This window comes from Variovorax saccharolyticus (assembly GCF_030316765.1).
In the GTDB taxonomy this organism is placed as follows: domain Bacteria; phylum Pseudomonadota; class Gammaproteobacteria; order Burkholderiales; family Burkholderiaceae_C; genus Variovorax; species Variovorax saccharolyticus.
On record NZ_JASZYT010000013.1, the window covers coordinates 77,178 to 103,551 of the forward strand.

The following is a 26,374-nucleotide window of genomic DNA, read 5'->3' on the forward strand; positions in this document are numbered from 1 at the left end:
GACGGCTCACGCCGATGGTGTGCTCTGCGCAGCGAAGTCAAGGAGGAGGCCGAAGGCCGGGGGACATGAGCGGAGCAGAGTACGCCGTCGGCGTGAGCCCGCCCCGACCCGCAAAAGCTCGGTGTCATCCTAGATGCTCCTCCCCTGCGCCGCGAGGAAGTCGCGCAGTTCGCGCTGGCATTCCTCGGGCCGTTCGATCGGGGTCCAGTGGCCGCAGCGCGGCAGCACCACGACCCGCTTGCTGGCGGCACGGTGCAGCCGTTCGGCCATTGCGCGCACGGCTTGCGGCGGCGCGACGCCGTCCTCGTCACCGGTCACGAGCAGCACCGGCGCCTCGATCTGCTCGACCGCGGCGGCCTGGGCGCCGGCCAGCGCTTCGCAGCTTCGGGCGTAGGCCTCGCCGTCCTGGCGCATCAGGCTCTCGCGCACGTAGGCGACCGCCACCGGAAGCCGCTGGCGGGTGTCGGCGGAGATGGCACCCTGCAGCAGCGCCTGGGTGATCTCCTGCATGCCCGTCGCGCCCTCGCGCGCCTTGGCGGCCCGCGCGGTCATTGCGGCCCGCGCCGCATCCGGCGGCGCAATCAGCGGTCCGAACAGCGCCACGCTCGCGACCCGCTTCGGATGCAGGGCAGCGATGTGCTGGCACACTATGGTGCCCATCGAATGGCCGACCCAATGGGCTCGCGCCACCTTGAGGCGATCGCAGACATCGAGCAGGGTCGCGACATAGCGCTCGATCGACAGCGCGCCCTCGGCGCGTTGCGAGCGGCCGCTGCCCGGCAGGTCGATCCGGATCACCCGGTGCCGCGCCATCGCCGGCATCAGGGGCGTGTAGGTGTTGCCGCTGCCGCCAAGCCCGTGCACGCAGACGATGGCCGGGCCCTCGCCTTCTTCTTCCACCGCGATGCGGTCGATCAACTGGAAGCCCATGGCCTACTCGAACCGGTTCTCGATGACGCCGACGCCATCGATCTCGATGCGCACCACGTCGCCCGAGCGCAGCCATTGCGGCGGCTTCAGGCCCATGCCCACGCCCGAGGGCGTGCCGGTGGCGATGACGTCGCCCGGGTACAGCGTGATGCCGCGCGAGCAGGTCTCGATCAGGGTCGGGATGTCGAAGATCATGTCGCGGGTCTGGCCGTCCTGCCGCAGCGCGCCGTTGACCCAGCCGCGCACGCGGGTGGCACGGCCGTCGAGTTCGTCGGCGGTGACGATCCACGGGCCCATGGGGCAGAAGGTGTCGAAGCTCTTGCCCAGGTCCCACTGCTGGTGGCGCATCTGGACGTCGCGCGCCGTGACGTCGTTGACCACCGTGTAGCCGAACACGTGGTCCATCGCATGGGCCGCCAGGATGTCGCGCCCGCCACGGCCGATGACCACCGCGAGTTCGGATTCGTAGTCGATCTGGATCGAGGCGGCCGGGGAGGGCAGGCGCACCGGGTCGTGCGGCCCGACCACGCATTCGCCCAGCTTGCCGAAGACGATCGGCCAGGGGTCGGTCTCGGGCATCGCGGCACGGAACACCGAGCCGGCCAGTTCAGCCGCATGGGCGCGGTAGTTGCGGCCGACGCAGAACAGGCTGCGCAAGGGGCGCGGCAGCGGAGCGCGAAGCGTGATGACCTCGACCGGCAGCCGCGTGCCCGACGGCTGCGGCAGCGGTTCGCCGGCTGCCAGCGCCTGGATCAGCGGCAAGGCCCCGAGCGAAGGGTCGCGCACGCCCAGGGGCGTGGCCTCCCGCCCGTCGGGCGAGATCGTTCCCACGTGGTCGCGTCCACCCCAATTCCAGCTTGCCAGGCGCATCGACTTTGTCTCCATATCGCCCCGGGGTCCAACGGTGTGCGCCGCGGCCTCGAAGTCTCGGAAGTCATGTTTGAGACTTGCGTCTCAAATCGGGATCGCTGCATCATACGATCCGGCATCCGCTGTTCACAATAGATTCCAGGCCCTCCAAAGCCCCGTACAAACCCGATGGCGAGACTGAAACACAAGCTGAGCGAACCCCCGCTCCCCCCCGAGCGCGGGGTCAAGGCGGCCACTTTCCGGCTGCTGCTCGACACCGCCATGACGATCATCCAGGAGAGCGGCCACATCCCCTCGGTGGCCGAGGCCGCGGCCCGCTCGAAGGTGTCGCGGGCCACGGCCTACCGCTATTTCCCGAGCCGCAGCGCACTGGTCACCGCGGTGATCGACAGCTCGCTCGGGCCGGTGCGCAAGCTGGCGTCGGCCAACCCGAACGGCCGCGACCGCGTGCACGAGCTGTTCCTGCAAACCTTCCCGCGCTTCAAGGAGTTCGAGGCGCAGCTGCGCGCCGCCGCCCAGCTCTCGCTCGAGCAATGGGGGCTCGAGCGCGCCGGCCTGCTGGAGGAGGAGCCCTACCGCCGCGGCCACCGCGTGCGCATCCTCGAGCATGCGATCGAGCCCCTGGCGCCGTTGATGAGCCCTGCCGTGCGCAACCGGCTGCACCATGCGCTGTCGGTGGTCTACGGCATCGAGCCCTACGTGATCCTCAAGGACATCTGGGGCCTCGGCGACCGCGAGGTGGAGCGCACCGCCCTGTGGATGGCCGATGCGCTGATCGACGCCGCGCTGCGCGATGCCGAGCAGAAGCCGGCCCGCCGCCGCCCGGCCAAGGCCAACGGCGCCCGGGCGACGGCGCTGGCCGCCAAGGGAGGTTGACAAGCATGCCGCGCCCGTCGCCTGCCTGGTTCGATGCCCAATACAACGCCCGGGCAGGCATCCCGGAGCATCCCGCGATCCTCCGGCATTGGGCCGATGCTTCTGCCCGTGCGCTGGGCCGACCGGGCTGGGCGCTCGACCTGGCCTATGGCGAAGACGCGAGCGAACGGCTCGACATCCTCCCGGCCGCCGGCGCCGCGGGAGCGCCGGTGCTGGTCTACATCCACGGCGGCTACTGGCGCGCGCTCGACAAGCGCGACCAGGCTTTCGTGGCGCCGCCTTTCGCCGACGCGGGCGCGATGGTCGCGCAGCTCAACTACGCCCTGTGTCCGGCCGTCGGCATCGAGCAGATCGCGCTGCAGCTGACCCAGGCGCTGGCCTGGGTCTGGCGGCACGCGGCCGACCACGGCGGCGACCGCGAGCGCATCGTGGTGGCCGGCCATTCGGCGGGCGGACATCTGGCGGCGATGCTGCTGGCCTGCGACTGGCAGGCGGTGGCGGCGGACCTTCCCGCGGATCTGGTCAAGTCGGCGCTGGCCATCTCGGGCCTCTATGAACTGGAGCCGCTGCGGCATGCCCCCTTCCTGGCCGCCGACATCGGACTCGGCGCGGCGTCGGCACGGCGCCTCAGTCCGGCACTGTGGCCCGCGCCCGCCCGCGGCAGGCTGGCGACCGTGGTCGGCGGCAATGAGAGCGAGGAGTTCCGGCGCCAGTCCGCGCTGATCGCGAGCGCCTGGGGGCCGGTGGTTGTCGCCGCCGAAACGGTGCCGGGGCGCAACCACATGGACGTGCTGCACGAGATCGCCGACCCGCATTCGCGCACCCACGCGCTCGCGCTGGAACTGCTCGGAATCCCTTGAACGCGCCGGGCTCGCCCAGCCCTATCATCCGGCCCGGCCCCGGTTCGTTCGCGCCCCTCGACGGAGACAGACGATGAAGTCCACCATGATGCCGGTGCAGCTCAGCACCAACCAGATCCTCGACCGCGCCGGCACCTATTTCGGCGACCAGGAGGTGCTGGGCCGGCTGCCCGACAAGTCGACCTACCGCCGCAGCTACCGCGAGATCCGGCGCCGGGCCCGGCAACTGGCCCAGGCCCTGCGCGACAAGGCCGGCATCACCCGCGGCGACCCGGTTGCCACCATGAGCTGGAACCACGCCTGGCACCTCGAGAGCTACTTCGGCATCCCGGCCGCGGGCGCGGTGCTGCACACCCTGAACCTGCGGCTGTCGCCCGAGGACATCGCCTACATCATGGACGATGCCGGCGACCGCGTGCTGATCGTCGACGACGTGCTGCTGCCGGTCTGGGAGCGCGTGTCGCCGCTGCTCAAGCAGCAGCCGCGCGTGATCGTCGTGCCGTTCAGCGGTGCCCCCTTGCCGGCGGGCCTGCAGAGCTACGAGGACTTCATCGAAGGCGACGCCACCGACTACCGCTACCCCGAGCAGGACGAGAACGAGGCGGTCGGCATGTGCTACACCTCGGGCACCACGGGCCGGCCGAAGGGCGTCGTGTACTCGCACCGCTCGATGGTGCTGCACGCCATCACCGGCTGCATCCCCGACCTGTTCGCGCTGTCGGCGCGCGACCAGGTCATGATGGTCACGCCCATGTTCCACGCCAATGCCTGGGCCGTGCCGTTCTCGGCCATGATGGTCGGCGCCGGCCAGGTCCTGCCCGGCCCCCACCTCGGCGGCGAAGACCTGCTCGACCTGATGGAAGAAGGCCAGGTCACGATGGCGCTCGGCGTGCCGACCATCTGGATGATGATCTGGCAGGCCATGCAGAAGCCGACGCGCGAGCGCCGGCTCGTGAAGGGCATGCGGATGCTGATCGGCGGCGCCGCGGTGCCGCACACGATGATCGCCAACTTCGCTGCGCACGACATGCACATCGTCCAGGGCTGGGGCATGACCGAGACCTCGCCGCTCGGCAGCGTGCCGGTCATCAAGCCCAAGCATCTCGCGCTGCCCGACGAAGCGCGGCATGCGCTGCGCGCCATGCAGGGCATCGCCACGCCGCTGGTCGAGATGCGCATCGTCGACGAGGCCGCGGGCCTGCAGCCCTGGGACGGCAAGGCGTCGGGCGAAGTGCAGGTGCGCGGGCCGTGGGTCACGGGCGCCTACCACGCGACGCCGGACGACCCGGGCAAGTTCACCGCCGACGGCTGGCTGCGCACCGGCGACATCGGCACCATCGACCCCGAGGGCTACATGCACCTGGTCGACCGCAGCAAGGACATGATCAAGTCGGGCGGCGAATGGATCAGCTCGGTCGAGCTCGAGAACCTGGTCATGGGCCATCCCGCGGTGGCCGAGGCCTCGGTGGTCGCGATCGCGCACCCCAAGTGGGGCGAGCGGCCGCTGGTGGTGGCGGTGCGGCGCCCGGGCGCCGAGGTCGATGCACCGGCGCTGCGCGAATTCCTGCGCCCGAAGCTGGCGCGTTTCCAGCTGCCCGACGACTTCGAATGGGTCGACGCGATCCCCAAGACCGGGACCGGCAAGTTCCTCAAGACGCGGCTGCGCGAGATGTACCGCGACCGGGTCTCGCAGTCGCCCGACTGAGTCTCCCGCGGCCGCCTGCCGGCCGATGCTGCTGATAGCATCGCGTCGCATCGGCAACCGGTTTTCATACAAGGAGACAACGTGGGAGAACTTCTTTCTCTCCTGCGCTTCAACGCGGGCTCCGGCCACATCTGGCTGGACGAGCAGCGCATGCTGCTGCTGCATGCGCGTGCCTTTGCCGAGCTTCGCAAGGAGTTGCTGGATTCCCTGGGCGTCGAGCGCGCGCGCGGCCTGCTGGTGCGCATGGGCTTCGCGTCCGGGCAGCGCGACGGCGAGCTGGCGGTCAAGGAGCGGCGCGCCGGCCTGCGCACCGAAGACGCCTTCATGCTCGGCCCGCGCCTGCACTCGATCGAGGGCATCGTCAGCGTCGAGATGATCAAGCTTGAGATGGACTTAGAGAACAAGACCTTCTTCGGCGAGTTCATCTGGGAGAACTCCTGGGAGTGCGAGGCCCACGTGGCCGACTTCGGCTACGGCGAGGATCCGCAATGCTGGTCGCAGATCGGCTATGCGTCGGGCTACACCAGCGCCTTCATGGGCCGGCTGGTGGTCTTCAAGGAGGTCGAGTGCACCAGCATGGGCGACAGCCGCTGCCGCATCGTCGGCCATGTCGCCGAAGAGTGGCAGGACGAGCGCTACCTGGACTACTTCCGGCAGCACCACGTCGCCGAGCGGCTGATCGAATTCAACCTCGGGCTCGAACACCTGCGCGCCCTGCAGCCGCGCCGCGAGTACGACCAGAAGCTGGTCGGCGTCTCGCCGGGCTTTCGCGCGGCCTTTGACCTGCTGCGGACCGCCGCCCGCAGCGCCATCACCGTCCTGCTGCTGGGCGAGACTGGGGTCGGCAAGGAGCTGTTCGCGCGCTGGCTGCACGACAACGGCCCGCGCGCCAAGCAGCCCTTCATCGCGGTCAACTGCGCCGCGATCCCGGCGGAGCTGATCGAGGCCGAGCTGTTCGGGGTCGAGAAGGGCGCCTACACCGGCGCCCACCATGCGCGCGCCGGCCGTTTCGAGCGCGCCCACGGCGGCACCCTGTTCCTCGACGAGGCGGGCGACCTGCCGCTGGCGACGCAGGTGAAGCTGCTGCGCGTGCTGCAGACCGGCGAGATCGAGCGCCTCGGCGCCGACCAGGCGACGCGGGTCGATGTCCGCATCGTCGCGGCGACCAACGTCGACCTGCCGCGGGCGATGCAGGCCGGCAAGTTCAGGAGCGATCTCTTCTACCGCCTCAACACCTTCCCGATCACCATTCCGCCGCTGCGCGAGCGCACGGCCGACATCCCGGCGCTGGTCGGGCGCTTCGTCGAGAAGTACAGCACGCTGTACGGCAAGAAACTGCGCGGCCTGACCGACAAGGCGATGCGCGAGGTCATGAAGCACGCGTGGCCGGGCAACATCCGCGAACTCGAGAACGTGATCGAGCGCGCGGTGCTGCTGGCGCCCGACCACGGCGACATCGAGGCCGCCTATCTGTGGAGCTCGCCCTCGGGCGCGCCGGTCGAGGGCCATCTCGGCACCGGCGGCCAGATCACGCAATCCGAAGCCGGCTCGCTGGACGCGCTGTGCGAGCGCGTCCTCGAGGAAAGCATCGACATCGCATCGTTCGAACAGCGGCTGATGCAGATGGCCATGCAGCGGGCCAAGGGCAACCTGTCGCAGGCGGCGCGGCTGCTTGGCATCACGCGGCCGCAGCTGGCCTACCGGTTGAAGAAGGAAGGGCTGCCGGCGTCCTGAGTCCGCGGGCCCCTGCGCCCGCAGATTTCACCATTTGATCACGCTGCACCGCAGCAAATGATCACCCCATCATCCGGGACAACCCGGACCACCCAGCCCGGTCACCGGCCGGGTCCATACAAATCAATCACTTAGCCGCGCTGGCACGCGCGTTGCCCTTATTGGTCGGGGCGGCGCTGTTGCCGACCCGGATTTGATGGATTGAACACGTGACCCTTTCAACCCCGCCGGACCGGCACAGCGGCAGTGCCAGCGCGATGACCGGACAGCCGTGCTTCGTGCGCGTCACGGGCACCCGCGAGGCGCGCTTCGTCGAGTTCGAGTTCGCCATCGGCGACCCCGAACTGGCGGTCGAGCTGGTCATGCAGTTCGATCAGTTCCGCGAATTCTGCGAGCGCCACCAGGTGCGCCACCTGACGACCGAGGAGGGCGCCCGGCTCGACTTCGAGCGCATGAAGTGGCGCTACGGCGCGCCCGGCATCGATCACTAGACCCTGAACCCCACCCGAGGAGACACCCCGTGCAAGTCGACATCAAGACCACCGACATCCGGCCGATCCGCCAGACCTTCTCGCACGTCGCCCGGCGGCTCGGCGACAAGCCGGCCTCGCGCTACCAGGAAGCCACGCTGGACATGCAGCCGACCGCCAACTTCCACTACCGGCCGCTGTGGCAGCCCGAGTACGAGCTCTACGACAAGCGCCGCACCGCGATCGCGATGGCCGACTGGTACAGCTTCAAGGACCCACGCCACTACTACTACGGCGTCTACACGATGACCCGCGCCCGGCAGCAGGAGGGCGCCGACCGGCAGTTCGAGTTCGCGGACAAGCGCCGGCTGCTGGCCCAGGCCGACGCCGGCACCCGCGAATCGTTGCAGCAGGTGCTGGTGCCGCTGCGCCACTACGAATGGGGCGCCAACATGAACCACAGCTACTGCTGCGGCTACGGCTACGGCACCGCGGTGACCCAGCCCTTCATCTTCGCCGCCATGGACCGGCTGGGCATCGCGCAGTACCTGTCGCGCGTCGGCCTGCAGTTGGACGGCAACTCGGGCGCCGCGCTGGATGCCGGCAAGGAAGCCTGGCTCTCGCACCCGGCCTGGCAGGGCGTCCGGCGCCTGATGGAAAACCTGTTCGTCACGCGCGACTGGTTCGAGGTCTTCGTGGCGCAGAACCTGGTCTTCGACGGCCTGCTGTATCCGCTGGTCTACAGGCGCTACGTGAACGAGCGCAGTGCCGCCACCGGCAATGCGCTGGCGATGCTGACCGAGTTCCAGAACGACTGGTTCGACGAGAACCTGCGCTGGGTCGACGCCACGGTCAAGACCGCGGCCGACGAATCGCCGGCCAACAAGGCGCAGCTCGCAGCCTGGTACCGGACCTGGCGCGAGCAGATCGTCGATGCGCTCGGACCGCTGTCGGCATTGGCACTGGGCGCCGGCGGCGCCGAGGCGTTGCAAGCCGTCGCCGCCGAACTCGACGCCCGCGCCGCGCGCCTCGGCATCGCCGCTTGATGACAAACCAGGAGACCCGAATGACCACCGCCACCGCAGACATCGCCCGCCCGCCGGTCTTCATCGCGCTGCAGACCAGCGAGACCGCACGCGCCATCGTCGAAGCCATCCTCGCCGACAACCCCGGCGCCACCGCCATCGACTACCCGGCGATGGTGAAGGTCGATGCGCCGGGCCGGCTGGTGATCCGCCAGGCCTCGGTCGAGGAGCGCGTCGGCCGCCGCTGGGACCTGCAGGAGATCCACCTGAGCCTGATCTCGCTGTCCGGAAGCATCGAAGAGACCGACGACGAATTCATCCTCCATTGGGGCGCCTGAGCGCACCGCATCACTGCATCACCGCATCACCGCATTCAAGGACAAGACGCCATGACCCACGCAGACAACACCAAGCGCCCCGCCGCCCGGCTCGGCCTGAAGGAACGCTACGCGATGATGACCCGCGGCCTCGGCTGGGACACCACCTACCAGTCGATGGACGATGTCTTTCCCTTCGACAAGTTCGAGGGCATCAAGATCCACGACTGGGACCAGTGGGAAGACCCGTTCCGCCTCACGATGGACGCCTACTGGAAGTTCCAGGGCGAGAAGGAAAAGAAGCTCTACGCGATCATCGACGCCTTCCAGCAGAACAACGGCCAGTTCAACATCAGCGACCCGCGCTACCTGAACACGCTGAAGCTGTTCCTGACCGGCGTGTCGCCGCTCGAATACGCGGCCCACCGCGGCTATGCGATGGCCGGGCGATCCATGCGCGGCGTCGGCGCGCGCGTGGCCTGCCAGATGCAGTCGATCGACGAGCTGCGCCATGCGCAGACGCAGTTCCACACCATCAGCCACTTCAACAAGTACTTCAACGGGCTGCACGATCCGCAGCACATGCACGACCGGGTCTGGTATCTGTCGGTGCCCAAGAGCTACTTCGAGGACGCGATGAGTGCCGGGCCTTTCGAGTTCGTCACCGCGATCTCGTTCTCGTTCGAATACGTGCTGACCAACCTGCTGTTCATGCCCTTCATGAGCGGTGCCGCCTACAACGGCGACATGGCGACCGTGACCTTCGGCTTCTCGGCCCAGAGCGACGAGTCGCGCCACATGACGCTGGGCCTCGAGGTGGTGAAGTTCATCCTCGAGCAGGACCCGGACAACGTGCCGATCGTTCAGAAGTGGGTCGACAAGTGGTTCTGGCGCGGCTACCGCCTGCTGACCCTGGTCGCGATGATGATGGACTACATGCTGCCCAAGCGCGTGATGAGCTGGTCCGAGGCCTGGGAGATGTACTTCGAGAAGAACGGCGGTGCGCTGTTCCAGGACCTGGCGCGCTACGGCATCCGCATGCCCAAGTACCACGAGGTGGCGTCGAAGGAGAAGAGCCGAATCTCGCACGAGGCCTGGGCCATCTTCAACAACTACGGCCACGCGGCCAACTTCAATGTCTGGGTGCCCCAGCCCGACGAGATGGACTGGCTGTCGGAGAAGTACCCCGAGACCTTCGACCGGATGTACCGCCCGCGCTTCGAATGGCTCGCCGAGCAGGAGCAGCAGGGCAAGCGCTGGTTCAACAACACGCTGCCGATGCTGTGCCAGACCTGCCAGATCCCGATGGCCTTCACCGAACCCGACGATCCGACAAAGATCTGCTACCGCGAGAGCAGCTACCACGGCATGAAGCATCACTTCTGCTCCGACGGCTGCAAGGACATCTTCGACGACGAGCCCGAGAAGTACGTGCAGGCCTGGCTGCCGGTGCACCAGATCTACCAGGGCAACTGCTTCCCCGAGGGCACCGACCCGACGGTGCCGGGCTTCAACCCGCTGGCCGCGGTGCTGGACTACTACCACATCGCCGCAGGCGCGGACAACGGCGAGTTCAACACCTCGCCGGACAAGGCGAACTGGGAGCGCTGGACCGGCCAGGACCTGTCGGCGCCAGCGGCGCAGCCTGCGCAGCCGAAGGTCGCCTGAGCCCACACCGAACCCGACACAGGAGAAACCCATGTCTGTTGTTGCACTCGCCCCCGGCTACACCGGCACCGTCGCGGACAGCGAAGACCGCTTCCACGGCAACCGCCTTCTCTACATCGGCTGGGACGACCACCTGCTGTTCTGCTCGCCGGTGTGCCTGCCGCTGCCCGCGGCCATGCCCTTCGGCGCGCTCCTGAGCGAGGTGCTGCCCGGCGTCTACGGCAGCCATCCCGACTTCGAGAAGATCGACTGGGGGCAAGCCCAGTGGCTCGACTCGGGCAAGCCCTTCGTGCCCGACCCGGCGAAATCGCTGGCCGACAACGGTCTGGTCCACAAGTCCGTGATCCGCTTCCGGGTGCCCGGCCTCAAGGGCATCAAGGGCTCGCACAGCTGAAGCCGCGAGGACAAAGGCCATGAGCTTCCAGATCATGATCGAGCCGCTGGGACAGGGCGTCGCCGCCCGCGACGGCCAGACGGTGTTGGACGCCTGCCTCCGCGCCGGCGTCTGGCTGCCGCACGCCTGCGGCCACGGCGTCTGCGGCACCTGCAAGGTGCAGGTGCTCGAAGGCGAATGCGAGCACGGCGAGGCCTCCAACTTCGCGCTGATGGATTTCGAGCGCGACGAGGGAAAGATCCTCGCCTGCTGCGCCACGGCGCAGGCCGACCTCGTGATCGAGGCCGAGATCGACGAAGACCCTGACGCGCAGTTCCTGCCGCTCGAGGACTTCGACGCCGAACTGGTCGAGGCCCGCATGCTGACGCCGACCATCCGCGGGCTCTGGCTGCGGACGGCCAGGCCCGCCGCGTTCCAGGCCGGCCAGTACCTGATGCTGCACGTGCCCGGCGTCGAGGGCGAGCGGGCCTTCTCGATCGCCAATGCACCGCATGAGGACCTGATCGAGCTGCACATCCGCCGCGTGCCCCAGGGCCGCGCCACGGGCTGGCTGCACGACCAGCTGCAGGTCGGCCAGACGCTGCGCTTCACGGCGCCGAACGGCCGCTTCTTCGTGCGCAAGTCGGCGCGGTTGCCGATGATCTTCGTGGCCGGCGGCTCGGGCCTGTCGAGCCCCAAGGCCATGGTGCTCGACCTCCTGAACGAGGGCTGCGAGCTCCCGATCACCCTGATCCAGGGCGCGCGCAGCCACGAAGAGCTGTACTTCAGCGAAGTCTTCGAGGCGCTCGCGGAACGCCATCCGAACTTCAGCTACGTGCCGGTGCTGTCGGACCTGGTTCCGGATGCCGATTGGAACGGCGCACGCGGCTACGCCCACGAGGCGCTGAAGGCGCACTTCGCGAACGACTTCCGCGGCCACAAGGCCTATCTGTGCGGACCGCCGCCGATGACCGAGGCCTGCATCGCGACCCTGATGCAGGGCCGGCTGTTCGAGCGCGACATCTACACCGAGAAGTTCTTCACCGCCGCCGACGCCGCCAGCGCCGCGCCGCGCAGCCCGCTCTTCAAGGCGCTTTGAGATGACCGCGACACCGTGCTTCTCGATCGCCATCGGCAACACGAGCGAACGCTATGCCTGCCGCGGCGACCAGACCCTGCTCGGCGGCATGGAGCAGCTCGGCCGCAAGGGCATACCGGTCGGCTGCCGCGGCGGCGGCTGCGGCATCTGCAAGGTGCGCATCGAAGCCGGCCGCACCCGCTGCGAGCGCATGAGCCGCAGCCACATCAGCGCCGACGAGGAGGCCGAAGGCTACGTGCTGGCCTGCCGCGCCTATCCGCAGAGCGACCTGCAACTGCTGGCGGTCGCCCGGATGGCACGCTGCATCGAGCGGCACCTCGCCGACGCTACCCGTTCCCCCACCTGAACTTCAACCACCGAAGGAGACTCCCCATGGCACTCACTGGCGTACTGCGACCGGGCCACGTTCAATTGCGCGTGCTCGACCTGGAAGCGGCCATCAAGCACTACCGCGACGTTCTCGGCCTGATCGAGACTGCGCGCGATGCGCAAGGCCGCATCTACTTCAAGGCCTGGGACGAGCACGACCACCACAGCGTGGTGCTGCGCGAGGCCGACACGGCCGGCATGGACTTCATGGGCTTCCGGGTCGACTCGCCCGCCACGCTCGAGAAGCTGGCGGCCGACCTCGAGGCCAGCGGCCTGGCGACCGACATGCAATGGATCGCCGCCGGCGAGCACCTGCGGACCGGCAAGCGCTTCCGCTTCACGGTGCCCACCGGCCATGCGATCGAGCTCTTCGCCGAGAAGGAAAAGGTCGGCAACGGCATGCCCTACGAGAACCCCGAGATCTCCCCCGACGATCTCAAGGGCATGGCGCCCTCGCGCTTCGACCACTGCCTGCTGTATGGCGACGACCTCGACGGCACGATGAAGCTCTTCACCGAGGTGCTGGGCTTCAACCTGGCCGAGAGCGTGGTGGCCGGGCCGGAGCGGATGGCGATCGCCGCCTTCCTGACCTGCTCGACCAAGCCGCACGACATCGCCTTCATCCGCCACCCGGAGAAGAACAAGTTCCACCACGCGTCCTTCCTGCTGGACAACTGGGGCGAGGTGCTGAAGGCGGCCGACATCATCACCAAGAAACGCGTCTCGCTGGACATCGGGCCGACGCGGCACGGCATCACGCGCGGCGAGACGATCTACTTCTTCGACCCGAGCGGCAACCGCAACGAGGTCTTCTCGGGCGGCTACGTGTTCTATCCGGACAAGCCGCCGCTGACCTGGACCGACGACGAACTCGGGCGCGCGATCTTCTATCACGACCGCAAGCTCAACGAGAACTTCCTCTCGGTGGTGACCTGAGGGGCCGGACGTGAAGCATTTCCTCAACTTCATCGGCGGCGAATTCGTCGCCACCTCGAAGACCTTCGACAACCGCGCGCCGGCCGACAACCGGCTGCTCGGCCGCGTCCACGAGGCCGGTGCCGCCGAGGTCGATGCCGCCGTGCGTGCGGCCCGGGCGGCGCTCCACGGCGAGTGGGGCCGCATGAGCGTGGGCCGCAGGGTCGAGTTGCTGCATGCGGTGGCCGACGAGATCAACCGCCGCTTCGACGACTTCCTGCAGGCCGAGATGGCCGACACCGGCAAGCCGCATTCGCTGGCCTCGCACATCGACATCCCGCGCGGCGCCGCCAACTTCAAGGTCTTCGCGGACATCGTCAAGAACGTGCCGACCGAGACCTTCGAGACCGCCACGCCCGACGGCGGCCAGGCGCTCAACTACGCGATCCGCTCGCCGCTGGGCGTGATCGGCGTGGTCTGCCCGTGGAACCTGCCGCTGCTGCTCATGACCTGGAAGGTCGGGCCGGCGCTGGCCTGCGGCAACACGGTGGTCGTCAAGCCCTCGGAAGAGACGCCGGCCACCGCCACCCTGCTCGGCGAGGTGATGAACGCGGTCGGCATCCCGCCCGGCGTCTACAACGTGGTGCACGGCTTCGGGCCGCAGTCGGCGGGCGAGTTCCTGACCACGCATCCGGGTGTCGACGGCATCACCTTCACCGGCGAGACCCGCACCGGCGAGGCGATCATGGCCGCGGCGGCGAAGGGCGTGCGGCCGGTGTCCTTCGAACTCGGCGGCAAGAACGCGGGGCTGGTGTTTGCCGACGCCGACTTCGAGAAGGCGGTGGCCGGCATCGCGCGCTCGGCCTTCGAGAACTGCGGCCAGGTGTGCCTGGGCACCGAGCGCGTCTATGTGCAGCGGCCGATCTTCGAGCGCTTCGTCGCCGCGTTGAAGGCCAGGGCCGAGGCGCTGAAGCCCGGGCCCTCCGAAGAAGCCGGCGTGAACCTCGGCCCGCTGATCTCGCGCGAGCACCAGCAGAAGGTGCTCTCGTACTACCGGAAGGCCAGGGACGAGGGCGCCACCGTGGTCACCGGCGGCGGCGTCCCGCAGATGACCGGCGCATTGGCCGAAGGCCACTGGGTGCAGCCGACCATCTGGACCGGCCTGCCCGAGAGCGCCGCGGTCATCCGCGAGGAGATCTTCGGCCCGTGCTGCCACATCGCGCCCTTCGACACCGAGGAAGAAGCCATCGCGCTGGCCAACGCCACCGACTACGGCCTCGCCACCACGGTGTGGACCGAAAACCTCGGCCGTGCGCATCGCGTGGCGAAGCAGGTCGAGGTCGGCATCTGCTGGATCAACAGCTGGTTCCTGCGCGACCTGCGGACCGCCTTCGGCGGCGCCAAGGCCTCGGGGATCGGCCGTGAAGGCGGCGTCCATTCGCTCGAGTTCTACACCGAGTTGCGCAATGTCTGCATCAAGCTGTGAGGAGCGAACGGCCATGAGCCATCCGGAGATCGGCCTGCGGGTGCGCACCGGTGCCTTCGACACCAACCTGCACGACCTGGGGCAGGGCGCGCCGGCGCTTTTCATCCACGGCTCGGGCCCAGGGGTCAGCGCCTGGGCCAACTGGCGGCTGGCGATGCCGGTGCTGGCGCAGACGCGGCGCGTCATCGCGCCCGACATGGCGGGCTTCGGCTACACCGATCGCCCGCCGGGCATCGCCTACACGATGGACACCTGGGTCCAGCAGGCGATCGACCTGCTCGATGCGCTGGACATCGAGCGCGCCGACGTGGTGGGCAACTCGTTCGGCGGCGCGCTGTCGCTGGCGCTCGCGATCCGCGCGCCGCACCGGGTTCGCCGGCTGGTGCTGATGGGCAGCGTCGGCGTGCCCTTCGCGATCACGCCGGGGCTCGATGCCGTGTGGGGCTACACGCCCTCGCTCGAGAACATGCGCCGCATCCTGGACGTGTTCGCGCACGACCGCTCGCTGGTCAGCGACGAGCTGGCGCAGCTGCGCTACGAGGCCAGCATCCGGCCCGGCTTCCAGGAAGCCTTCGGCGCGATGTTCCCGGCGCCGCGCCAGCGCTGGGTCGACGCCATGGCGAGCCCGGAGGCGGCCATCCGCGCCTTGCCGCACCAGACGCTGGTGATCCACGGCCGCGAGGACCAGGTGATTCCGCTCGCCACCTCGCTGACCCTGGCCGACTGGATTCCGAACAGCCAGCTGCACGTGTTCGGCCGCTGCGGCCACTGGACGCAGATCGAGCACGGCGCCCGCTTTGCGCGGCTGGTCGGCGATTTCCTCGCCGAGGCCGATTGATTCATCCCAACGACACGAGATGCCCACCATGGACACCCCGCTCATCCACCGGCTCGGCGACGAGCTCTACACCGCGCTACGCCACCGCCAGGTCGTGGAGCCGCTCACCAGCCGCCACGAGGCCATCACGATCGAGGACGCCTACCACGTGCAGCAGCGCATGATCGCGCGCCGGCTCGAGGCTGGCGAGCGCATCGTCGGCAAGAAGATCGGCGTCACCTCGCGCGCCGTGATGAACATGCTCGGCGTCTTCCAGCCCGACTTCGGCTACCTGCTCGACGGCATGATCGTCGGCGAAGGCGAGTCCATCGACTCGCGGACCCTGATCCAGCCCAAGGCCGAGGGCGAGATCGCCTTCATCCTGAAGCGCGACCTGATGGGGCCGGGCATCGGCAACGCCGATGTGCTGGCCGCCACCGAATGCGTCATGCCCTGCTTCGAGATCGTCGATTCGCGCATCCGCGACTGGAAGATCAAGATTGCCGACACCGTGGCCGACAACGCCTCCTGCGGCGTCTTCGTGCTCGGCGACAGTGCGGTCGATCCGCGCCGGATCGACCTCGGCACCTGCGGCATGGTGCTCGAGAAGAACGGCGAGATCATCGCCACCGGCGCCGGTGCCGCCGCCCTCGGCTCGCCGGTCAATGCCGTCGCCTGGCTCGCCAACACGCTGGGCCGGCTCGGCATCGGACTGAAGGCCGGCGAGGTCGTCCTGTCCGGTGCACTGGCCGCGATGTTCCCGGCCGCGGCCGGCGACAACTTCCGCGTTTCGATCGGCGGCCTGGGCGGCTGCTCGGTCCGCTTTCATTGAAGGACACCCACCCATGAAGAAGATCAAGTGCGCCCTCATCGGACCCGGCAACATCGGGACCGACCTGCTGGCCAAGCTGCAGCGCAGCCCGCTGCTCGAACTCGTCTGGATGGTCGGCATCGACCCCGCGTCCGACGGGCTGCAGCGGGCCCGCGAGATGGGGCTCAAGACCACCGCCGAAGGCGTCGACGGCCTGCTGCCGCAGGTGGAGGCCGACGACATCCGGATCGCCTTCGACGCCACCAGCGCCTACGTGCATGCCGAGAACTCGCGCAAGCTCAATGCGCTCGGCGTGCGGATGATCGACCTCACGCCGGCGGCGATCGGGCCCTTCTGCGTGCCGTCGGTCAACCTGAAGGACCAGCTTCGCGACGCGCCGATGAACGTCAACATGGTCACTTGCGGCGGCCAGGCCACGATCCCGATGGTGGCGGCCGTGTCGCAGGTGCAGGCGGTGGCCTACGGCGAGATCGTCGCCACCGTCGCCAGCCGCTCGGTCGGCCCCGGCACGCGCAGGAACATCGACGAGTTCACGCGCACCACGGCCGGCGCGGTGGAGCAGGTCGGCGGCGCCGCCAGGGGCAAGGCGATCATCATCGTCAACCCCGCCGAGCCGCCGCTGATCATGCGCGACACCGTCCACTGCCTGACCGAAGACGCGCCTGACCAGGCCGCCATCACGGCGTCGGTGCACCGGATGATCGCCGAGGTTCAGAAGTACGTGCCGGGCTACAAGCTGGTGAACGGCCCGGTGTTCGACGGCAGGCGCGTGTCGATCTACCTCGAAGTCGAAGGGCTGGGCGACTACCTGCCGAAGTACGCGGGCAACCTCGACATCATGACCGCCGCCGCGGCACGCACGGCGGAACTGTTCGCCGAGTCGATGCTGGCCGGCCAACTTCAACCTGAAGCCCTTGCGGCATAGGAGGCACCATGACTCTCAAGGGCAGAAAGATCACCGTCCACGACATGACGCTGCGCGACGGCATGCACCCCAAGCGCCACCTGATGACGCTCGACCAGATGCGCCACATCGCCACCGGCCTCGACGAAGCGGGCGTGCCGCTGATCGAGGTGACGCACGGCGACGGGCTGGGCGGCAGCTCGGTCAACTACGGCTTTCCGGCGCACAGCGACGAGGACTACCTCGGCGCGGTGATCCCGCTGATGAAGAACGCGAAGGTCTCGGCCCTGCTGATTCCGGGCATCGGCACCGTCGACCACCTGCGCATGGCGCACGGGGTCGGCGTGCACACGGTGCGCGTCGCCACCCATTGCACCGAGGCCGACGTCTCCGAGCAGCACATCGCGATGGCGCGCAAGCTCGAGCTGGACACGGTGGGCTTCCTCATGATGGCCCACATGGCCAGCCCCGCGACGCTGGCGAGCCAGGCACTGCTGATGGAAAGCTATGGAGCCAACTGCATCTACGTGACCGACTCCGCCGGCCACATGCTTCCGGATGACGTGAAGGCGCGCATCGCCGCGGTGCGGGCGGCCTTGAAGCCGTCGACCGAACTCGGCTTCCACGGCCACCACAACCTGGCGATGGGCGTCGCCAATTCCATTGCCGCGGTCGAGGCCGGCGCCAACCGCATCGACGCCGCGGCCGCGGGGCTCGGCGCCGGCGCGGGCAACACGCCGATGGAGGTCTTCGTCGCCGTCTGCGACCGCATGGGCATCGAGACCGGCGTCGACGTGTTCCGCATCCAGGACGTCGCCGAAGACCGCGTGGTTCCGATCATGGACCACGTCATCCGGGTCGACCGCGACTCGCTGACCCTGGGCTACGCGGGCGTGTACTCGTCCTTCCTGTTGTTCGCCAAGCGCGCCGAGGCCAAGTACGGCGTGCCGGCGCGCGAGATCCTGGTCGAGCTCGGGCGCCGCGGCATGGTCGGCGGCCAGGAAGACATGATCGAGGACACGGCGATGACGCTCGCCCGGGCGCGCAGCGCCATGCAGGAGGTAGCCGCATGAAACTCGACCTCGACACCATCGCCGCGCTGGCCGAGCACCTAGAGGGCTGCGAACTCGGCGGCAAGGACACGCCGAAGATCACCGACGAGTATCCCGAGATGGACTGGGACGACGCCTATGCGATCCAGAACGAGATCCGCCGGCGCAAGATCGCCCGTGGCCAGCGCATCATCGGGCTCAAGGCCGGCCTGACCTCGCACGCCAAGATGAAGCAGATGGGCGTGACCACGCCGGTGTTCGGCTTCATGGCCGACAGCTATGCGGTGCCCGAAGGCGGCGAATGCCGCATGGCCGAGCTGATCCATCCCAAGGTCGAGCCCGAGATCGCCTTCGTCACCCGCGCGCCGCTCAGGGGTCCGGGCTGCCACATCGGCGCGGTGCTCGCCGCGACCGACTTCGTGCTGCCCGGCATCGAGGTCATCGACAGCCGCTACCGCGACTTCAAGTTCGACCTGAAGAGCGTGGTCGCCGACAACACCTCGGCCTCGCGCTTCGTGGTCGGTGGGCGGCCCCTGCCGGTGGCCGAGGTCGACCTGCGCACGGTCGGCATCGTGCTGGAGAAGAACGGCGAGCCGGTGGCCTTCGGCGCCGGCGCCGCGGTGCTGGGACATCCGGCGGCGGCGATCGCGATGCTGGCGAATCACCTCGGCGCGCGTGGCGAGGAGATCCCGGCCGGCACCCTGATCCTGTCGGGCGGCATCACCGAGGCGGTGGCGGTGAAGGCGGGCGATTCGGTCACGCTCAGGGTGCAGGGCATGGGCAGCGTCGGCCTGCGCTTCGCCTGAAAGGAGACAGCCATGCCATTTGCACAGATCTACCTCATCGAAGGCCGGAGCGAGGAACAGAAGCGGGCGCTGATCGAAAAGGTCACGCACGCGATCGTCGAGGCGGTCGGCGCGCCCAGGGACAACGTGCGGGTCTGGCTGCACGACGTGCCGAAGGAGAACTGGGGCATCGCGGGGGTCAGCGCGAAGGACCTCGGGCGCTAGCAGCAAGCCGCTGCCCTCCCTGCGCCAGAAATTTCTGTTTTCCCGGAGGAGGGGGGCCAGGGCGGCGGCTTCGTGTCGATCTCGGCCAGAATTCCGAGATGCGAATTTGGCTTGTCGGATTGTGGATTGCCCTGACGATGCCTGTGTGGGCGGCGCAGGGGCTGGGCATGGGATACGAGCCGAAGTACCCGGACTCCTTCAAGCATTTCGACTACGTCAATCCCGACGCGCCCAAGGGCGGACACCTGACGCTTTCGGCGAGCGGTAGCTTCGACAAGCTCAATCCGTTCACGCTCAAGGGCACGCCCCCGGCCGGCATGGGTTACAGCCCCAACGGCTTCGTGTTCGCGGAGTACGGCCTGGTCTTCGATTCATTGATGACGCCCAGCGAAGACGAGCCTTTTTCGAACTACGGGCTGCTGGCGGAAGACGTGCTCGTCGCCCCTGACCAGATGAGCGTGACTTTCCGCCTAAACCCCAAGGCCCGCTTCTCGGACAACACGCCCGTGCTGGCGCAGGACGTGAAGCACTCCTTCGACACCTTGATGAGCCAGCAGGCCGGCCCGACCTTTCGTTCCTACTGGAGCGAAATCAAGGCGGCTGTCGTGATCGACGATCGCAGGATTCGCTTCGAGTTCAAGCGCCGGAATTCAGAGCTGCACATGATCATCGGGCAAATGCCCGTGTTCTCCCGAGCCTGGGGTCGGGGCAAGCCCTTCGATCAGGTCGTCGACGAGCCGCCTGTGGCGAGCGGGCCCTACGTCGTCGAGAAGGTGGATCCGGGCAAGTCCATCTCCTACCGGCGGCGACCGGACTACTGGGCTGCCGATCTTCCGGTTCGCAAGGGCATGTTCAACTTCGACAAGGTCAGCTATCAATACTTCAGGGATCGACTCGGGGAGGAAGAGTCGATCAAGGTGGGTGCGCTCGACGCTCTCGAAGAGACATCGATCACCGCCTGGATTCGTCGCTACAAGGGCCGCCGTTTCGACTCCGGCGAAATCGTCAAGACCGAGATTTCGCACCGCCGCTTCACGGGCATGCGGGGCTTGGCAGTGAACCTGCGCCAGCCCCGCTTCGCCGATATCCGGGTGCGGCAGGCGCTGGCGCTGGCCTTCGATTTCGACTGGCTGAACCAGCGTCTTTTCTATGGGCGCAGAGCGCGCACCATGAGCTACTTCCAGAACAGCGACGACCTGATGGCGAAGCCGGAGCTCGGCCCGGACGAGCAGGCGCTGATTGCGCGGCTGGTGCACAGACAGGACTATCTCAAGATCGTGCAGGGGCCATTGCCTCGGCCCGCTGCAACCGGTGACACGCCCGAGGGGCTTCGACGCAACCTGGTCGAAGCGCAGGCGCTGCTGAAGGCGGCGGGTTGGTCCTACCGGGATGGCGCGCTGCGCGACGGCGGCGGCAAGCCCTTCGTGATCGAGATCGACATTGCGGACCGCAGTTCGGAACCTGTGCTGGCGCCCTACGCGAGAAACCTGGGCAAGCTCGGAATCTCGTTGCAGGTTCGGCTTCGCGATGCGGCCCTGATCAAGAAGAGGCTCGACGACTTCGACTTCGACATGACCATCCAGATCCTCGGCGGCTCGTCGAGTCCCGGCAACGAGCTCTACGACGACCTGGGCTCGAGGTCCGCGGCGGAGCGGGGGAGCCAGAACTTGAGCGGGATCAGCGACCCGGTGATCGACGAACTCATCGACATCATCGTCAAGAGCCCTGACCGCGCATCCCTTGCAACGGCCGTCCGGCTGCTCGACAGGTTCTTGCTCCATCAGCACTACGTGGTCCCCCTGTACTACGGCAAGCAGTACTACATGGTTCACAAGCGCAACCTGCGGCGCCCCGATGCCGAGTTGCCGCAGCGCCTGCTGGCGGGCTCTGCGTTGCTGACGACCTGGTGGATGGACCCGCCGAAGACGGGTGAGCGGGATTGACCTTCTCTGCGGTGGGCGATGCCTTGCGCGATAAGTTCGATCCGCGGAAGTCTGGCCAATGAACTATTTGCGCGAGTGCTGCGCTACATACTCCTTCAGCGCTCCATCCACGCGCGACTGCCAGCCGTCGCCTGCCGCGCGAAAGAATGCCAGCACTTCGGGCGACAGCCGGATGGTGGTCGACACCTTTGCATTCGGCTTCACGCTGCCGGCAGGGCGACCCCGCTTGCGCGCCGCGATTTGCGCGGGCGTATGGATCGCGGCCGACTCTCCGCGCTTCATTTCTTCGATGGAATGGAGCAGATCGCGTTCGAACTGCGCCACTTCCGGATCTTTGGCCTTAGGCATTGATGGCGTCCTTGAGCTTCCTCAGAGTTTCGGTGGGGATGTTGTCGAACTTGGCCTTCACGTAGACGAGCAGCAGAACAAGGTCTCCTTTTTCATCGCGGGCGAAATAGATCACGCGGGCTCCGCCACGCTTGCCCATCCCGGAACGCGTCCAGCGCACCTTCCGCAGACCGCCGCTTCCCTTGATGACGTCGCCGGCCTCGGTATTCGCAGCAATCCATGTGACGAAGTCCATCCGCTCTTCCTCGTCCCATATTTCGTCCGCGAGGCGTCGGAACGTGGGGGTCTCGATGACGGTGAACACCAATTTATTGTAGTAACAAAAAAATATCTACACAAGAGCTCTGCTGCACGACATGGCTGCTCAGACGACGCCTTTGCGCGCTCCCGTCGCGAGCGACGCGACGGACGGAACGATCCAGCGCGGCTCGTCGAGCACCCGCTGCATGCGCTCGCGCAGCCATCGATGCGCGGGGTCGGCGCCATGGCGCGGGTGCCAGGCCATACGCATGGCCTCGGCAGGCACCGAGACCGGCAGGTCGAACACCTGCAGCCCGAGCGAAGCCGCCATGCCCCGCGCCGTGCGCTCGGGCACGCTGGCCACGAGGTCGGTGCGCGAGGCGGCTATCAGCGCCGAGAAGGAACTGGGCACCAGCAGCGCCACCTGCCGTTCGAGCCCGAGTGCCTCCAGCGCCAGATCCACGGCGGAGACTTCGCCCGCGCGCGGCGTCACGCCGACGTGGCGCGCGGCTGCGAATCGCTGCGCGCTGAGCGGATTCTTTTTCGGCAGCTTCATCAGGGGATGACCGGTGCGCACCGCACCCACCAGCCTTTGCTGCGACAGCACCTGGGTCTCGGTTTCGGGGTCGGTGCTGCGAAAACTGCCGATGTCGAGGTCGAGCCGCCCCTCGCGCAAGCCGCCGGGGTCGGCCAGGGTCTCTGGCAGGAACTGCAGCGTCGCCAGCGGCATGTCGCTCTCCAGCGCGCGTGACAGGCTGGCTCCGAACACCACCGCGATGCCCTCGGGCGCCCGAACGACGAAGCGCCGGTCGACCGTAGCCAGGTCTTGGGCATCGAGCGGCGCGCGCAAGGCCTGCGCCTGCGCCAGCAGCGCACGCACCGGCTCGACCAGCGCCAGGGCGCGCGGCGTGGGCACGAGCTTTCTGCCCGCGCGGACCAGGATCGGGTCGCCGAAAGCTTCGCGGATGCGCGCCAGCGTGTGGCTCATCGCGGGCGTGCTCAGGTGCATCCGCGCGGCCGCTGCAGTGACGCTCCCGGTGGCCAGGAGGGCATCGAGGGCCGTCAGCAGATTGAGATCGTATGTGTTCGCCATACGAAATCATATGTTCGATTCATTGCACTGTACAAAATTGACTCTGCTTCCGACACTGGCGCCCCCTCGCTCCCTTCGCAAGCTCGCCGCCCATGAGAAATCCAAGCCAGCCGTCCGCCCGCCTGCCCTTCGCCATGCTCATGCTGACGCTGGTGCTGGCCGCGCTCGACCAGACCATCCTCTCCACTGCGTTGCCCGTGATGGCGCGGGAACTCGCCGGCGGCTGGCCGCTGGCGTGGGCCTTCTCCGCCTATCTGCTGGCTGCCACCGTGGTCATCCTGCTGTACGGCCGGCTGGCCGACCTGCTCGGCAGGAAGCCGATGCTGCTGCTGGCCCTCGGCCTGTTCCTGCTGGGTTCGCTGGCCTGCGGAGCGAGCCAGGACGTGCGCCAGTTGGTGCTCGCGCGGGCGCTGCAGGGCGCAGGCGGAGGCGGCCTGATGACCTTGTCCATGCTGACCGTGCCCGAGCTGTTCGCAGCCGAGGAGCGTGGCCGTCATCAGGCGCTGCTGGGAGCGGCCTACGGCGTGTCGACGATGTTCGGCCCGCTGCTCGGCGGCGCTCTCGTGCAGCACCTGTCGTGGCACTGGGCCTTCTGGCTCAACATTCCGCTGGCGGCATTGGCCTGGGCCGTGCTCGCCCTGAGCCTGCCTTCGAAGCCGGCATCACCGCGGCAGGCCCCGGGCGCCCGGATCGACTGGCCAGGTGCGGTGCTGCTCGCCGGCGCGCTCGTCAGCCTGCTGCTGGCCACGCAGCACGGCAAGCTGAACCTGCCCGAGCGCGTCTCGCTGGGGCTGCTGCTGGTGCTCGGCGCCAAGTTCACGCTCGGCTTCCTGTGGCGGCAGCGGCGTGCGGCGCACCCCCTGTTGCCGCTGTCGCTGTTCGCCCGCCCGGCCTATGCGGGGGCCAGCTTCATCGGACTGACCACCGGTGTCGCGCTGTACGCCGCGGTGGTGTTCCTGCCGCAGTACCTGCAGGCCGGCCTGCACCTGTCGCCCACGGCATCGGCCTGGCATCTGCTGCCCTTGATGGCGGGCGTTACGGTGGCCGCCGTGACCAGCGGCAAGCTGCTGCGTGCGAAGAGACCTGCAGCAGCGCTGGCGAGGATGGCCTGCGTGCTGATGCTGCTGGCCTTCGGGCTGCTGGTCGCGGTCCTGCGCTGGGTTCCGGATGCGGCGCTGGCACTGTCGGCCAGCCTGCTGCCGCTGGGCCTCGGGCTGGGGCTGCTCTTTCCGATCGTCACCGTGGTGGCGCAACGGGTCTCGCCCGCGCAGCACATGGGTGTCGCCACGGCGGCGCCGATCATGCTGCGCAGCCTGGGCGGAGCCGCCGGCGTGGCGCTGCTGGCCGCATGGGGCCACGGGCTGCAAGCGGTGTTCGGGTGCGTTGCCGCTACCGTCGTGCTGGCGCTGCTGGCCTGCTCGTGGCTGCCGGATGGAGGAGGGCGCCAGGCCTTCGGTCTCGGGGCCCCAAGCTCAACGTGAACATGCCGGTGCCGCGACTCATTCCGGATAGAGCCGCGCGGTCAGTTTGGCGCTCGCCTTTCTCAGCGTCGGCAGGAAGGCATTTCCGCCACGCCGACCGGCGACGGCCTGACCATGGACCGCCCGACGCCCCTCCGCCCAGGCGCTAGCATCCCTCCCATGGGAATCAGCGACCGCCTGCTGGCCGACGCCGTGCTGCTGCTGCACGGCCTGTTCATCCTGTTCGCAGTGTTCGGCGGCTTGCTCGTGTGGCGCTGGCCGCGGCTCGCCTGGCTGCATCTTCCGGCGGCGGCGTGGGCGGGCTGGGTGGTGTCGGCCGGCTGGATCTGCCCGCTGACGCCGCTCGAGAACGCGCTGCGCCGCAGCGCCGGCGAGGCCGGCTACAGCGGCGGCTTCGTCGAGCACTACCTGCTGGCGCTGATCTATCCCGAAGGCCTGACGCGTCCGCTGCAGATCGCGCTCGGACTCGGCGTGCTGCTGTTCAACGCAGCACTGTACGCACGGCTCCTGGTATTGCGCCGCAGGCGGAAAGCGACCCGCGACGCCGCGCCCTGAAACGGCCGCGGTTCAGGCCTTGTCCGCCTTGCCCGCCGCGTTCGCGAACTTGCTGAGCATCCGGTCGACCAGCCAGGGCTGGCGGTTCCGGTCTTCGGCGCTCTCCTTGCGGCGGATCGCGTTGCGGACCACGATCGAGCCGACATAGCGGATCGGCTCGGGCGGAAAGTGCCCGAGCGGCCCTTGGGTCAATGGGCTGCGCGTCCACGCGTTGTCCTGGTCCAGCAGCATCGACGAGAGGATCTGCCCGCCCATGTAGGTCGGCCCCACGCCATTGCCCGAATAGCCGAAGCCGTAGCTGATGTGCGGCGCGCCGTCGAGCTGCCCGAAGAACGGAAAGCCGGTGACCGAGCGGTCCGACGGGCCATTCCAGCTCGCCGTGATCGGCGTCGATTTCAGCGCCGGGAAGAAGGAGTGCAGCGCCCGCGTGAGCTCCGCCTCGTAGGGCGAACGCTGGTCGAAGACCGGCGCGATGCGGCCGCCCCACGAGAAGGTGTTGCCGCCCTTGCCCAGCATGATCCGGCCGTCGACCGTGCTGCGGTAGTAATAGACGAAGGTCCGCGAATCGAGCACCGAGACGCCATCGACCAGGCCGATCTCGCGCAGCAGTTCGGGGCAGCGTTCGGTGATCACCATGTCGCTCGACACGATGGCGATGGTGCGCTCGAAGCGGGGCAGGGTGCTGGCCATCCACGCATTGATCGCCAGCACCAGCTTCTTCGATTCGATGCTGCCGCAGGGCGTGCGCACGGTGACCGGCTGGCCCCTGCTGAATTCCAGCATCGGGCTGCGCTCGTAGATGCGGATGCCCATGTCGAGCGCCACGCGGCGCAGCCCGCGCACCAGCTTGCCCGGATGCACCGTGGCGGCGATCGGCGAATAGACCCCCGCGAGGTTGCGCGCCGAGCCCGAGCGCCGCGCCACCTCTTCGGCCGGCAGCTTGAAGTAGGACTTGATGCCGCAGGCCTCCAGCCCCTGCATCACCGGATCGAGCGCGCCGATCTGGGCCTGCGAGGTTGCGGTGTAGAGCGTGCCGTCCTGCCGGAATTCGGCGTTGATGCGGTGCTCGCGGCAGAAGCGGGCGATGTGGTCGACCGCCGCTTCGGAGGCCTTGACGAGGCGGATCGCCTCGGCTTCGCCGAAGAGACGGCGCAGCGTGAAGAACTTGGCTGACCAGGTGAGGAGGCAGCCGCCGTTGCGGCCGCTCGCGCCGGCGCCGCAGAGATCGCTCTCGACGATGGCGATGTCCAGCGACGGATCCTGCTGCTTGGCCTGGATCGCGGTCCACAGGCCGGTGAAGCCGCCGCCGACGATGCACACATCGGCGCGCTGTGCGCCCTGCAGGGCCGGCGCGAGCTCGCCGTCGGTGGAGAGCGCCTGCTCGATCCAGAAGGGCCGCATT

General features: G+C 68.3%; 28 protein-coding genes. 22 read left to right on the forward strand and 6 right to left on the reverse strand.

What is annotated here, in order from left to right:
• Positions 1–129: 129 nt before the first annotated feature.
• Together QTI45_RS30815 and QTI45_RS30820 are read right to left on the reverse strand one after the other, a co-directional pair.
• Positions 130–930: an alpha/beta fold hydrolase gene (locus QTI45_RS30815; protein ID WP_286657050.1), complete on the reverse strand. Its 801-nt coding sequence runs from the start codon at positions 928–930 to the stop codon at positions 130–132.
• Positions 931–933: 3 nt separating this feature from the next.
• Positions 934–1,800: a fumarylacetoacetate hydrolase family protein gene (locus tag QTI45_RS30820; protein ID WP_286657051.1), complete on the reverse strand. Its 867-nt coding sequence runs from the start codon at positions 1,798–1,800 to the stop codon at positions 934–936.
• 168 nt (positions 1,801–1,968) lie between these two features.
• Between QTI45_RS30820 and QTI45_RS30825 the strand changes: the two genes are divergently transcribed.
• From QTI45_RS30825 to QTI45_RS30920, 20 genes are all read left to right on the forward strand, one after another.
• Positions 1,969–2,676 carry a TetR/AcrR family transcriptional regulator gene (locus QTI45_RS30825; protein WP_286373071.1) on the forward strand — a complete coding sequence of 236 codons (708 nt, stop codon included), beginning with the start codon at positions 1,969–1,971 and terminating at the stop codon, positions 2,674–2,676.
• A gap of 5 nt (positions 2,677–2,681) precedes the next feature.
• Entirely contained in the window at positions 2,682–3,536 is an 855-nt protein-coding gene (locus QTI45_RS30830) for an alpha/beta hydrolase (protein WP_286657052.1), read from the forward strand.
• A 73-nt stretch (positions 3,537–3,609) separates the two neighbouring features.
• Entirely contained in the window at positions 3,610–5,241 is a 1,632-nt protein-coding gene (locus QTI45_RS30835; RefSeq protein ID WP_286657053.1) for a long-chain fatty acid--CoA ligase, read from the forward strand.
• Positions 5,242–5,322: 81 nt separating this feature from the next.
• The gene (locus tag QTI45_RS30840) at positions 5,323–6,975 is read left to right on the forward strand and encodes a sigma-54-dependent Fis family transcriptional regulator (protein ID WP_286657054.1); all 1,653 of its coding nucleotides are present in this window, start codon (positions 5,323–5,325) and stop codon (positions 6,973–6,975) included.
• Between the two features lie 209 nt (positions 6,976–7,184).
• Complete coding sequence (locus QTI45_RS30845; RefSeq protein WP_286373640.1) at positions 7,185–7,466, forward strand: phenol hydroxylase subunit; 282 nt, start codon at positions 7,185–7,187, stop codon at positions 7,464–7,466.
• A 29-nt stretch (positions 7,467–7,495) separates the two neighbouring features.
• Positions 7,496–8,491 carry an aromatic/alkene monooxygenase hydroxylase subunit beta gene (locus QTI45_RS30850; RefSeq protein WP_286373639.1) on the forward strand — a complete coding sequence of 332 codons (996 nt, stop codon included), beginning with the start codon at positions 7,496–7,498 and terminating at the stop codon, positions 8,489–8,491.
• A 20-nt stretch (positions 8,492–8,511) separates the two neighbouring features.
• Entirely contained in the window at positions 8,512–8,808 is a 297-nt protein-coding gene (locus tag QTI45_RS30855; RefSeq protein ID WP_286373638.1) for an MmoB/DmpM family protein, read from the forward strand.
• Positions 8,809–8,859: 51 nt separating this feature from the next.
• Positions 8,860–10,455 carry an aromatic/alkene/methane monooxygenase hydroxylase/oxygenase subunit alpha gene (locus QTI45_RS30860; protein WP_286657055.1) on the forward strand — a complete coding sequence of 532 codons (1,596 nt, stop codon included), beginning with the start codon at positions 8,860–8,862 and terminating at the stop codon, positions 10,453–10,455.
• A gap of 31 nt (positions 10,456–10,486) precedes the next feature.
• Positions 10,487–10,849 carry a phenol hydroxylase subunit P4 gene (locus tag QTI45_RS30865; RefSeq protein WP_286373636.1) on the forward strand — a complete coding sequence of 121 codons (363 nt, stop codon included), beginning with the start codon at positions 10,487–10,489 and terminating at the stop codon, positions 10,847–10,849.
• Between the two features lie 19 nt (positions 10,850–10,868).
• Entirely contained in the window at positions 10,869–11,927 is a 1,059-nt protein-coding gene (locus tag QTI45_RS30870; protein ID WP_286657056.1) for an NADH:ubiquinone reductase (Na(+)-transporting) subunit F, read from the forward strand.
• 1 nt (position 11,928) lies between these two features.
• Complete coding sequence (locus QTI45_RS30875) at positions 11,929–12,273, forward strand: 2Fe-2S iron-sulfur cluster binding domain-containing protein (RefSeq protein ID WP_286373634.1); 345 nt, start codon at positions 11,929–11,931, stop codon at positions 12,271–12,273.
• Between the two features lie 26 nt (positions 12,274–12,299).
• Complete coding sequence (locus QTI45_RS30880) at positions 12,300–13,232, forward strand: catechol 2,3-dioxygenase (protein ID WP_286536814.1); 933 nt, start codon at positions 12,300–12,302, stop codon at positions 13,230–13,232.
• 10 nt (positions 13,233–13,242) lie between these two features.
• The gene (locus tag QTI45_RS30885; RefSeq protein WP_286657057.1) at positions 13,243–14,697 is read left to right on the forward strand and encodes a 2-hydroxymuconic semialdehyde dehydrogenase; all 1,455 of its coding nucleotides are present in this window, start codon (positions 13,243–13,245) and stop codon (positions 14,695–14,697) included.
• 13 nt (positions 14,698–14,710) lie between these two features.
• Positions 14,711–15,535, forward strand: coding sequence for an alpha/beta fold hydrolase (locus QTI45_RS30890; protein WP_286657058.1), 825 nt, complete (start codon positions 14,711–14,713; stop codon positions 15,533–15,535).
• Positions 15,536–15,563: 28 nt separating this feature from the next.
• The gene (dmpE, locus tag QTI45_RS30895; protein ID WP_286657059.1) at positions 15,564–16,346 is read left to right on the forward strand and encodes a 2-oxopent-4-enoate hydratase; all 783 of its coding nucleotides are present in this window, start codon (positions 15,564–15,566) and stop codon (positions 16,344–16,346) included.
• A 13-nt stretch (positions 16,347–16,359) separates the two neighbouring features.
• Positions 16,360–17,271: an acetaldehyde dehydrogenase (acetylating) gene (locus tag QTI45_RS30900; RefSeq protein WP_286657060.1), complete on the forward strand. Its 912-nt coding sequence runs from the start codon at positions 16,360–16,362 to the stop codon at positions 17,269–17,271.
• An 8-nt stretch (positions 17,272–17,279) separates the two neighbouring features.
• On the forward strand, positions 17,280–18,323 hold the full coding sequence (gene dmpG / locus QTI45_RS30905; RefSeq protein ID WP_286657061.1) for a 4-hydroxy-2-oxovalerate aldolase: 1,044 nt from the start codon (positions 17,280–17,282) through the stop codon (positions 18,321–18,323).
• A complete protein-coding gene (gene dmpH, locus QTI45_RS30910) occupies positions 18,320–19,108 on the forward strand; it encodes a 2-oxo-3-hexenedioate decarboxylase (protein ID WP_286657062.1) in 789 nt (262 codons plus the stop codon). The genes dmpG and dmpH overlap by 4 nt, the downstream gene beginning before the upstream one ends.
• A gap of 12 nt (positions 19,109–19,120) precedes the next feature.
• The gene (gene thmT, locus QTI45_RS30915) at positions 19,121–19,312 is read left to right on the forward strand and encodes a 2-hydroxymuconate tautomerase (protein WP_286373626.1); all 192 of its coding nucleotides are present in this window, start codon (positions 19,121–19,123) and stop codon (positions 19,310–19,312) included.
• 137 nt (positions 19,313–19,449) lie between these two features.
• Positions 19,450–21,255, forward strand: coding sequence for an extracellular solute-binding protein (locus tag QTI45_RS30920; protein WP_286657063.1), 1,806 nt, complete (start codon positions 19,450–19,452; stop codon positions 21,253–21,255).
• A 63-nt stretch (positions 21,256–21,318) separates the two neighbouring features.
• Here QTI45_RS30920 and QTI45_RS30925 read toward each other — a convergent pair whose 3' ends face one another.
• Genes QTI45_RS30925 through QTI45_RS30935 form a run of 3 tightly spaced genes read right to left on the reverse strand, consistent with a single transcriptional unit; the run spans position 21,319 to position 22,936 of the window.
• Positions 21,319–21,579 carry a BrnA antitoxin family protein gene (locus QTI45_RS30925; RefSeq protein WP_286526488.1) on the reverse strand — a complete coding sequence of 87 codons (261 nt, stop codon included), beginning with the start codon at positions 21,577–21,579 and terminating at the stop codon, positions 21,319–21,321.
• A gap of 16 nt (positions 21,580–21,595) precedes the next feature.
• Complete coding sequence (locus tag QTI45_RS30930) at positions 21,596–21,907, reverse strand: transcriptional regulator (protein ID WP_286657064.1); 312 nt, start codon at positions 21,905–21,907, stop codon at positions 21,596–21,598.
• Positions 21,908–21,967: 60 nt separating this feature from the next.
• A complete protein-coding gene (locus QTI45_RS30935; RefSeq protein WP_286657065.1) occupies positions 21,968–22,936 on the reverse strand; it encodes a LysR family transcriptional regulator in 969 nt (322 codons plus the stop codon).
• A gap of 92 nt (positions 22,937–23,028) precedes the next feature.
• Here QTI45_RS30935 and QTI45_RS30940 point away from each other — a divergent pair, with 92 nt between their 5' ends.
• Positions 23,029–24,417 (forward strand): MFS transporter, encoded by a 1,389-nt coding sequence (locus QTI45_RS30940; protein WP_286657066.1) that lies wholly within the window; start codon positions 23,029–23,031, stop codon positions 24,415–24,417.
• A gap of 159 nt (positions 24,418–24,576) precedes the next feature.
• Positions 24,577–24,972, forward strand: a complete 396-nt coding sequence (locus tag QTI45_RS30945) for a DUF2784 domain-containing protein (RefSeq protein ID WP_286657067.1) — start codon at positions 24,577–24,579, stop codon at positions 24,970–24,972.
• 12 nt (positions 24,973–24,984) lie between these two features.
• Here QTI45_RS30945 and QTI45_RS30950 read toward each other — a convergent pair whose 3' ends face one another.
• Complete coding sequence (locus QTI45_RS30950) at positions 24,985–26,373, reverse strand: FAD-dependent oxidoreductase (RefSeq protein ID WP_286657068.1); 1,389 nt, start codon at positions 26,371–26,373, stop codon at positions 24,985–24,987.
• Position 26,374 lies beyond the last annotated feature (1 nt).

Excerpts from the sequence above, each read along its gene's own strand:
- QTI45_RS30935 (WP_286657065.1), bottom strand. The coding sequence starts at position 22,936 with ATGGCGAACACATACGATCTCAATCTGCTGACGGCCCTCGATGCCCTC.
- QTI45_RS30865 (WP_286373636.1), top strand. The coding sequence starts at position 10,487 with ATGTCTGTTGTTGCACTCGCCCCCGGCTACACCGGCACCGTCGCGGAC.
- QTI45_RS30890 (WP_286657058.1), top strand. The coding sequence starts at position 14,711 with ATGAGCCATCCGGAGATCGGCCTGCGGGTGCGCACCGGTGCCTTCGAC.
- dmpE (WP_286657059.1), top strand. The coding sequence starts at position 15,564 with ATGGACACCCCGCTCATCCACCGGCTCGGCGACGAGCTCTACACCGCG.
- thmT (WP_286373626.1), top strand. The coding sequence starts at position 19,121 with ATGCCATTTGCACAGATCTACCTCATCGAAGGCCGGAGCGAGGAACAG.
- QTI45_RS30860 (WP_286657055.1), top strand. The coding sequence starts at position 8,860 with ATGACCCACGCAGACAACACCAAGCGCCCCGCCGCCCGGCTCGGCCTG.
- QTI45_RS30875 (WP_286373634.1), top strand. The coding sequence starts at position 11,929 with ATGACCGCGACACCGTGCTTCTCGATCGCCATCGGCAACACGAGCGAA.
- QTI45_RS30815 (WP_286657050.1), bottom strand. The coding sequence starts at position 930 with ATGGGCTTCCAGTTGATCGACCGCATCGCGGTGGAAGAAGAAGGCGAG.
- QTI45_RS30920 (WP_286657063.1), top strand. The coding sequence starts at position 19,450 with ATGCCTGTGTGGGCGGCGCAGGGGCTGGGCATGGGATACGAGCCGAAG.
- QTI45_RS30880 (WP_286536814.1), top strand. The coding sequence starts at position 12,300 with ATGGCACTCACTGGCGTACTGCGACCGGGCCACGTTCAATTGCGCGTG.
- dmpG (WP_286657061.1), top strand. The coding sequence starts at position 17,280 with ATGACTCTCAAGGGCAGAAAGATCACCGTCCACGACATGACGCTGCGC.
- QTI45_RS30835 (WP_286657053.1), top strand. The coding sequence starts at position 3,610 with ATGAAGTCCACCATGATGCCGGTGCAGCTCAGCACCAACCAGATCCTC.
- QTI45_RS30855 (WP_286373638.1), top strand. The coding sequence starts at position 8,512 with ATGACCACCGCCACCGCAGACATCGCCCGCCCGCCGGTCTTCATCGCG.
- QTI45_RS30900 (WP_286657060.1), top strand. The coding sequence starts at position 16,360 with ATGAAGAAGATCAAGTGCGCCCTCATCGGACCCGGCAACATCGGGACC.
- QTI45_RS30940 (WP_286657066.1), top strand. The coding sequence starts at position 23,029 with ATGAGAAATCCAAGCCAGCCGTCCGCCCGCCTGCCCTTCGCCATGCTC.
- QTI45_RS30950 (WP_286657068.1), bottom strand. The coding sequence starts at position 26,373 with ATGCGGCCCTTCTGGATCGAGCAGGCGCTCTCCACCGACGGCGAGCTC.
- QTI45_RS30945 (WP_286657067.1), top strand. The coding sequence starts at position 24,577 with ATGGGAATCAGCGACCGCCTGCTGGCCGACGCCGTGCTGCTGCTGCAC.
- dmpH (WP_286657062.1), top strand. The coding sequence starts at position 18,320 with ATGAAACTCGACCTCGACACCATCGCCGCGCTGGCCGAGCACCTAGAG.
- QTI45_RS30870 (WP_286657056.1), top strand. The coding sequence starts at position 10,869 with ATGAGCTTCCAGATCATGATCGAGCCGCTGGGACAGGGCGTCGCCGCC.
- QTI45_RS30825 (WP_286373071.1), top strand. The coding sequence starts at position 1,969 with ATGGCGAGACTGAAACACAAGCTGAGCGAACCCCCGCTCCCCCCCGAG.
- QTI45_RS30820 (WP_286657051.1), bottom strand. The coding sequence starts at position 1,800 with ATGCGCCTGGCAAGCTGGAATTGGGGTGGACGCGACCACGTGGGAACG.
- QTI45_RS30830 (WP_286657052.1), top strand. The coding sequence starts at position 2,682 with ATGCCGCGCCCGTCGCCTGCCTGGTTCGATGCCCAATACAACGCCCGG.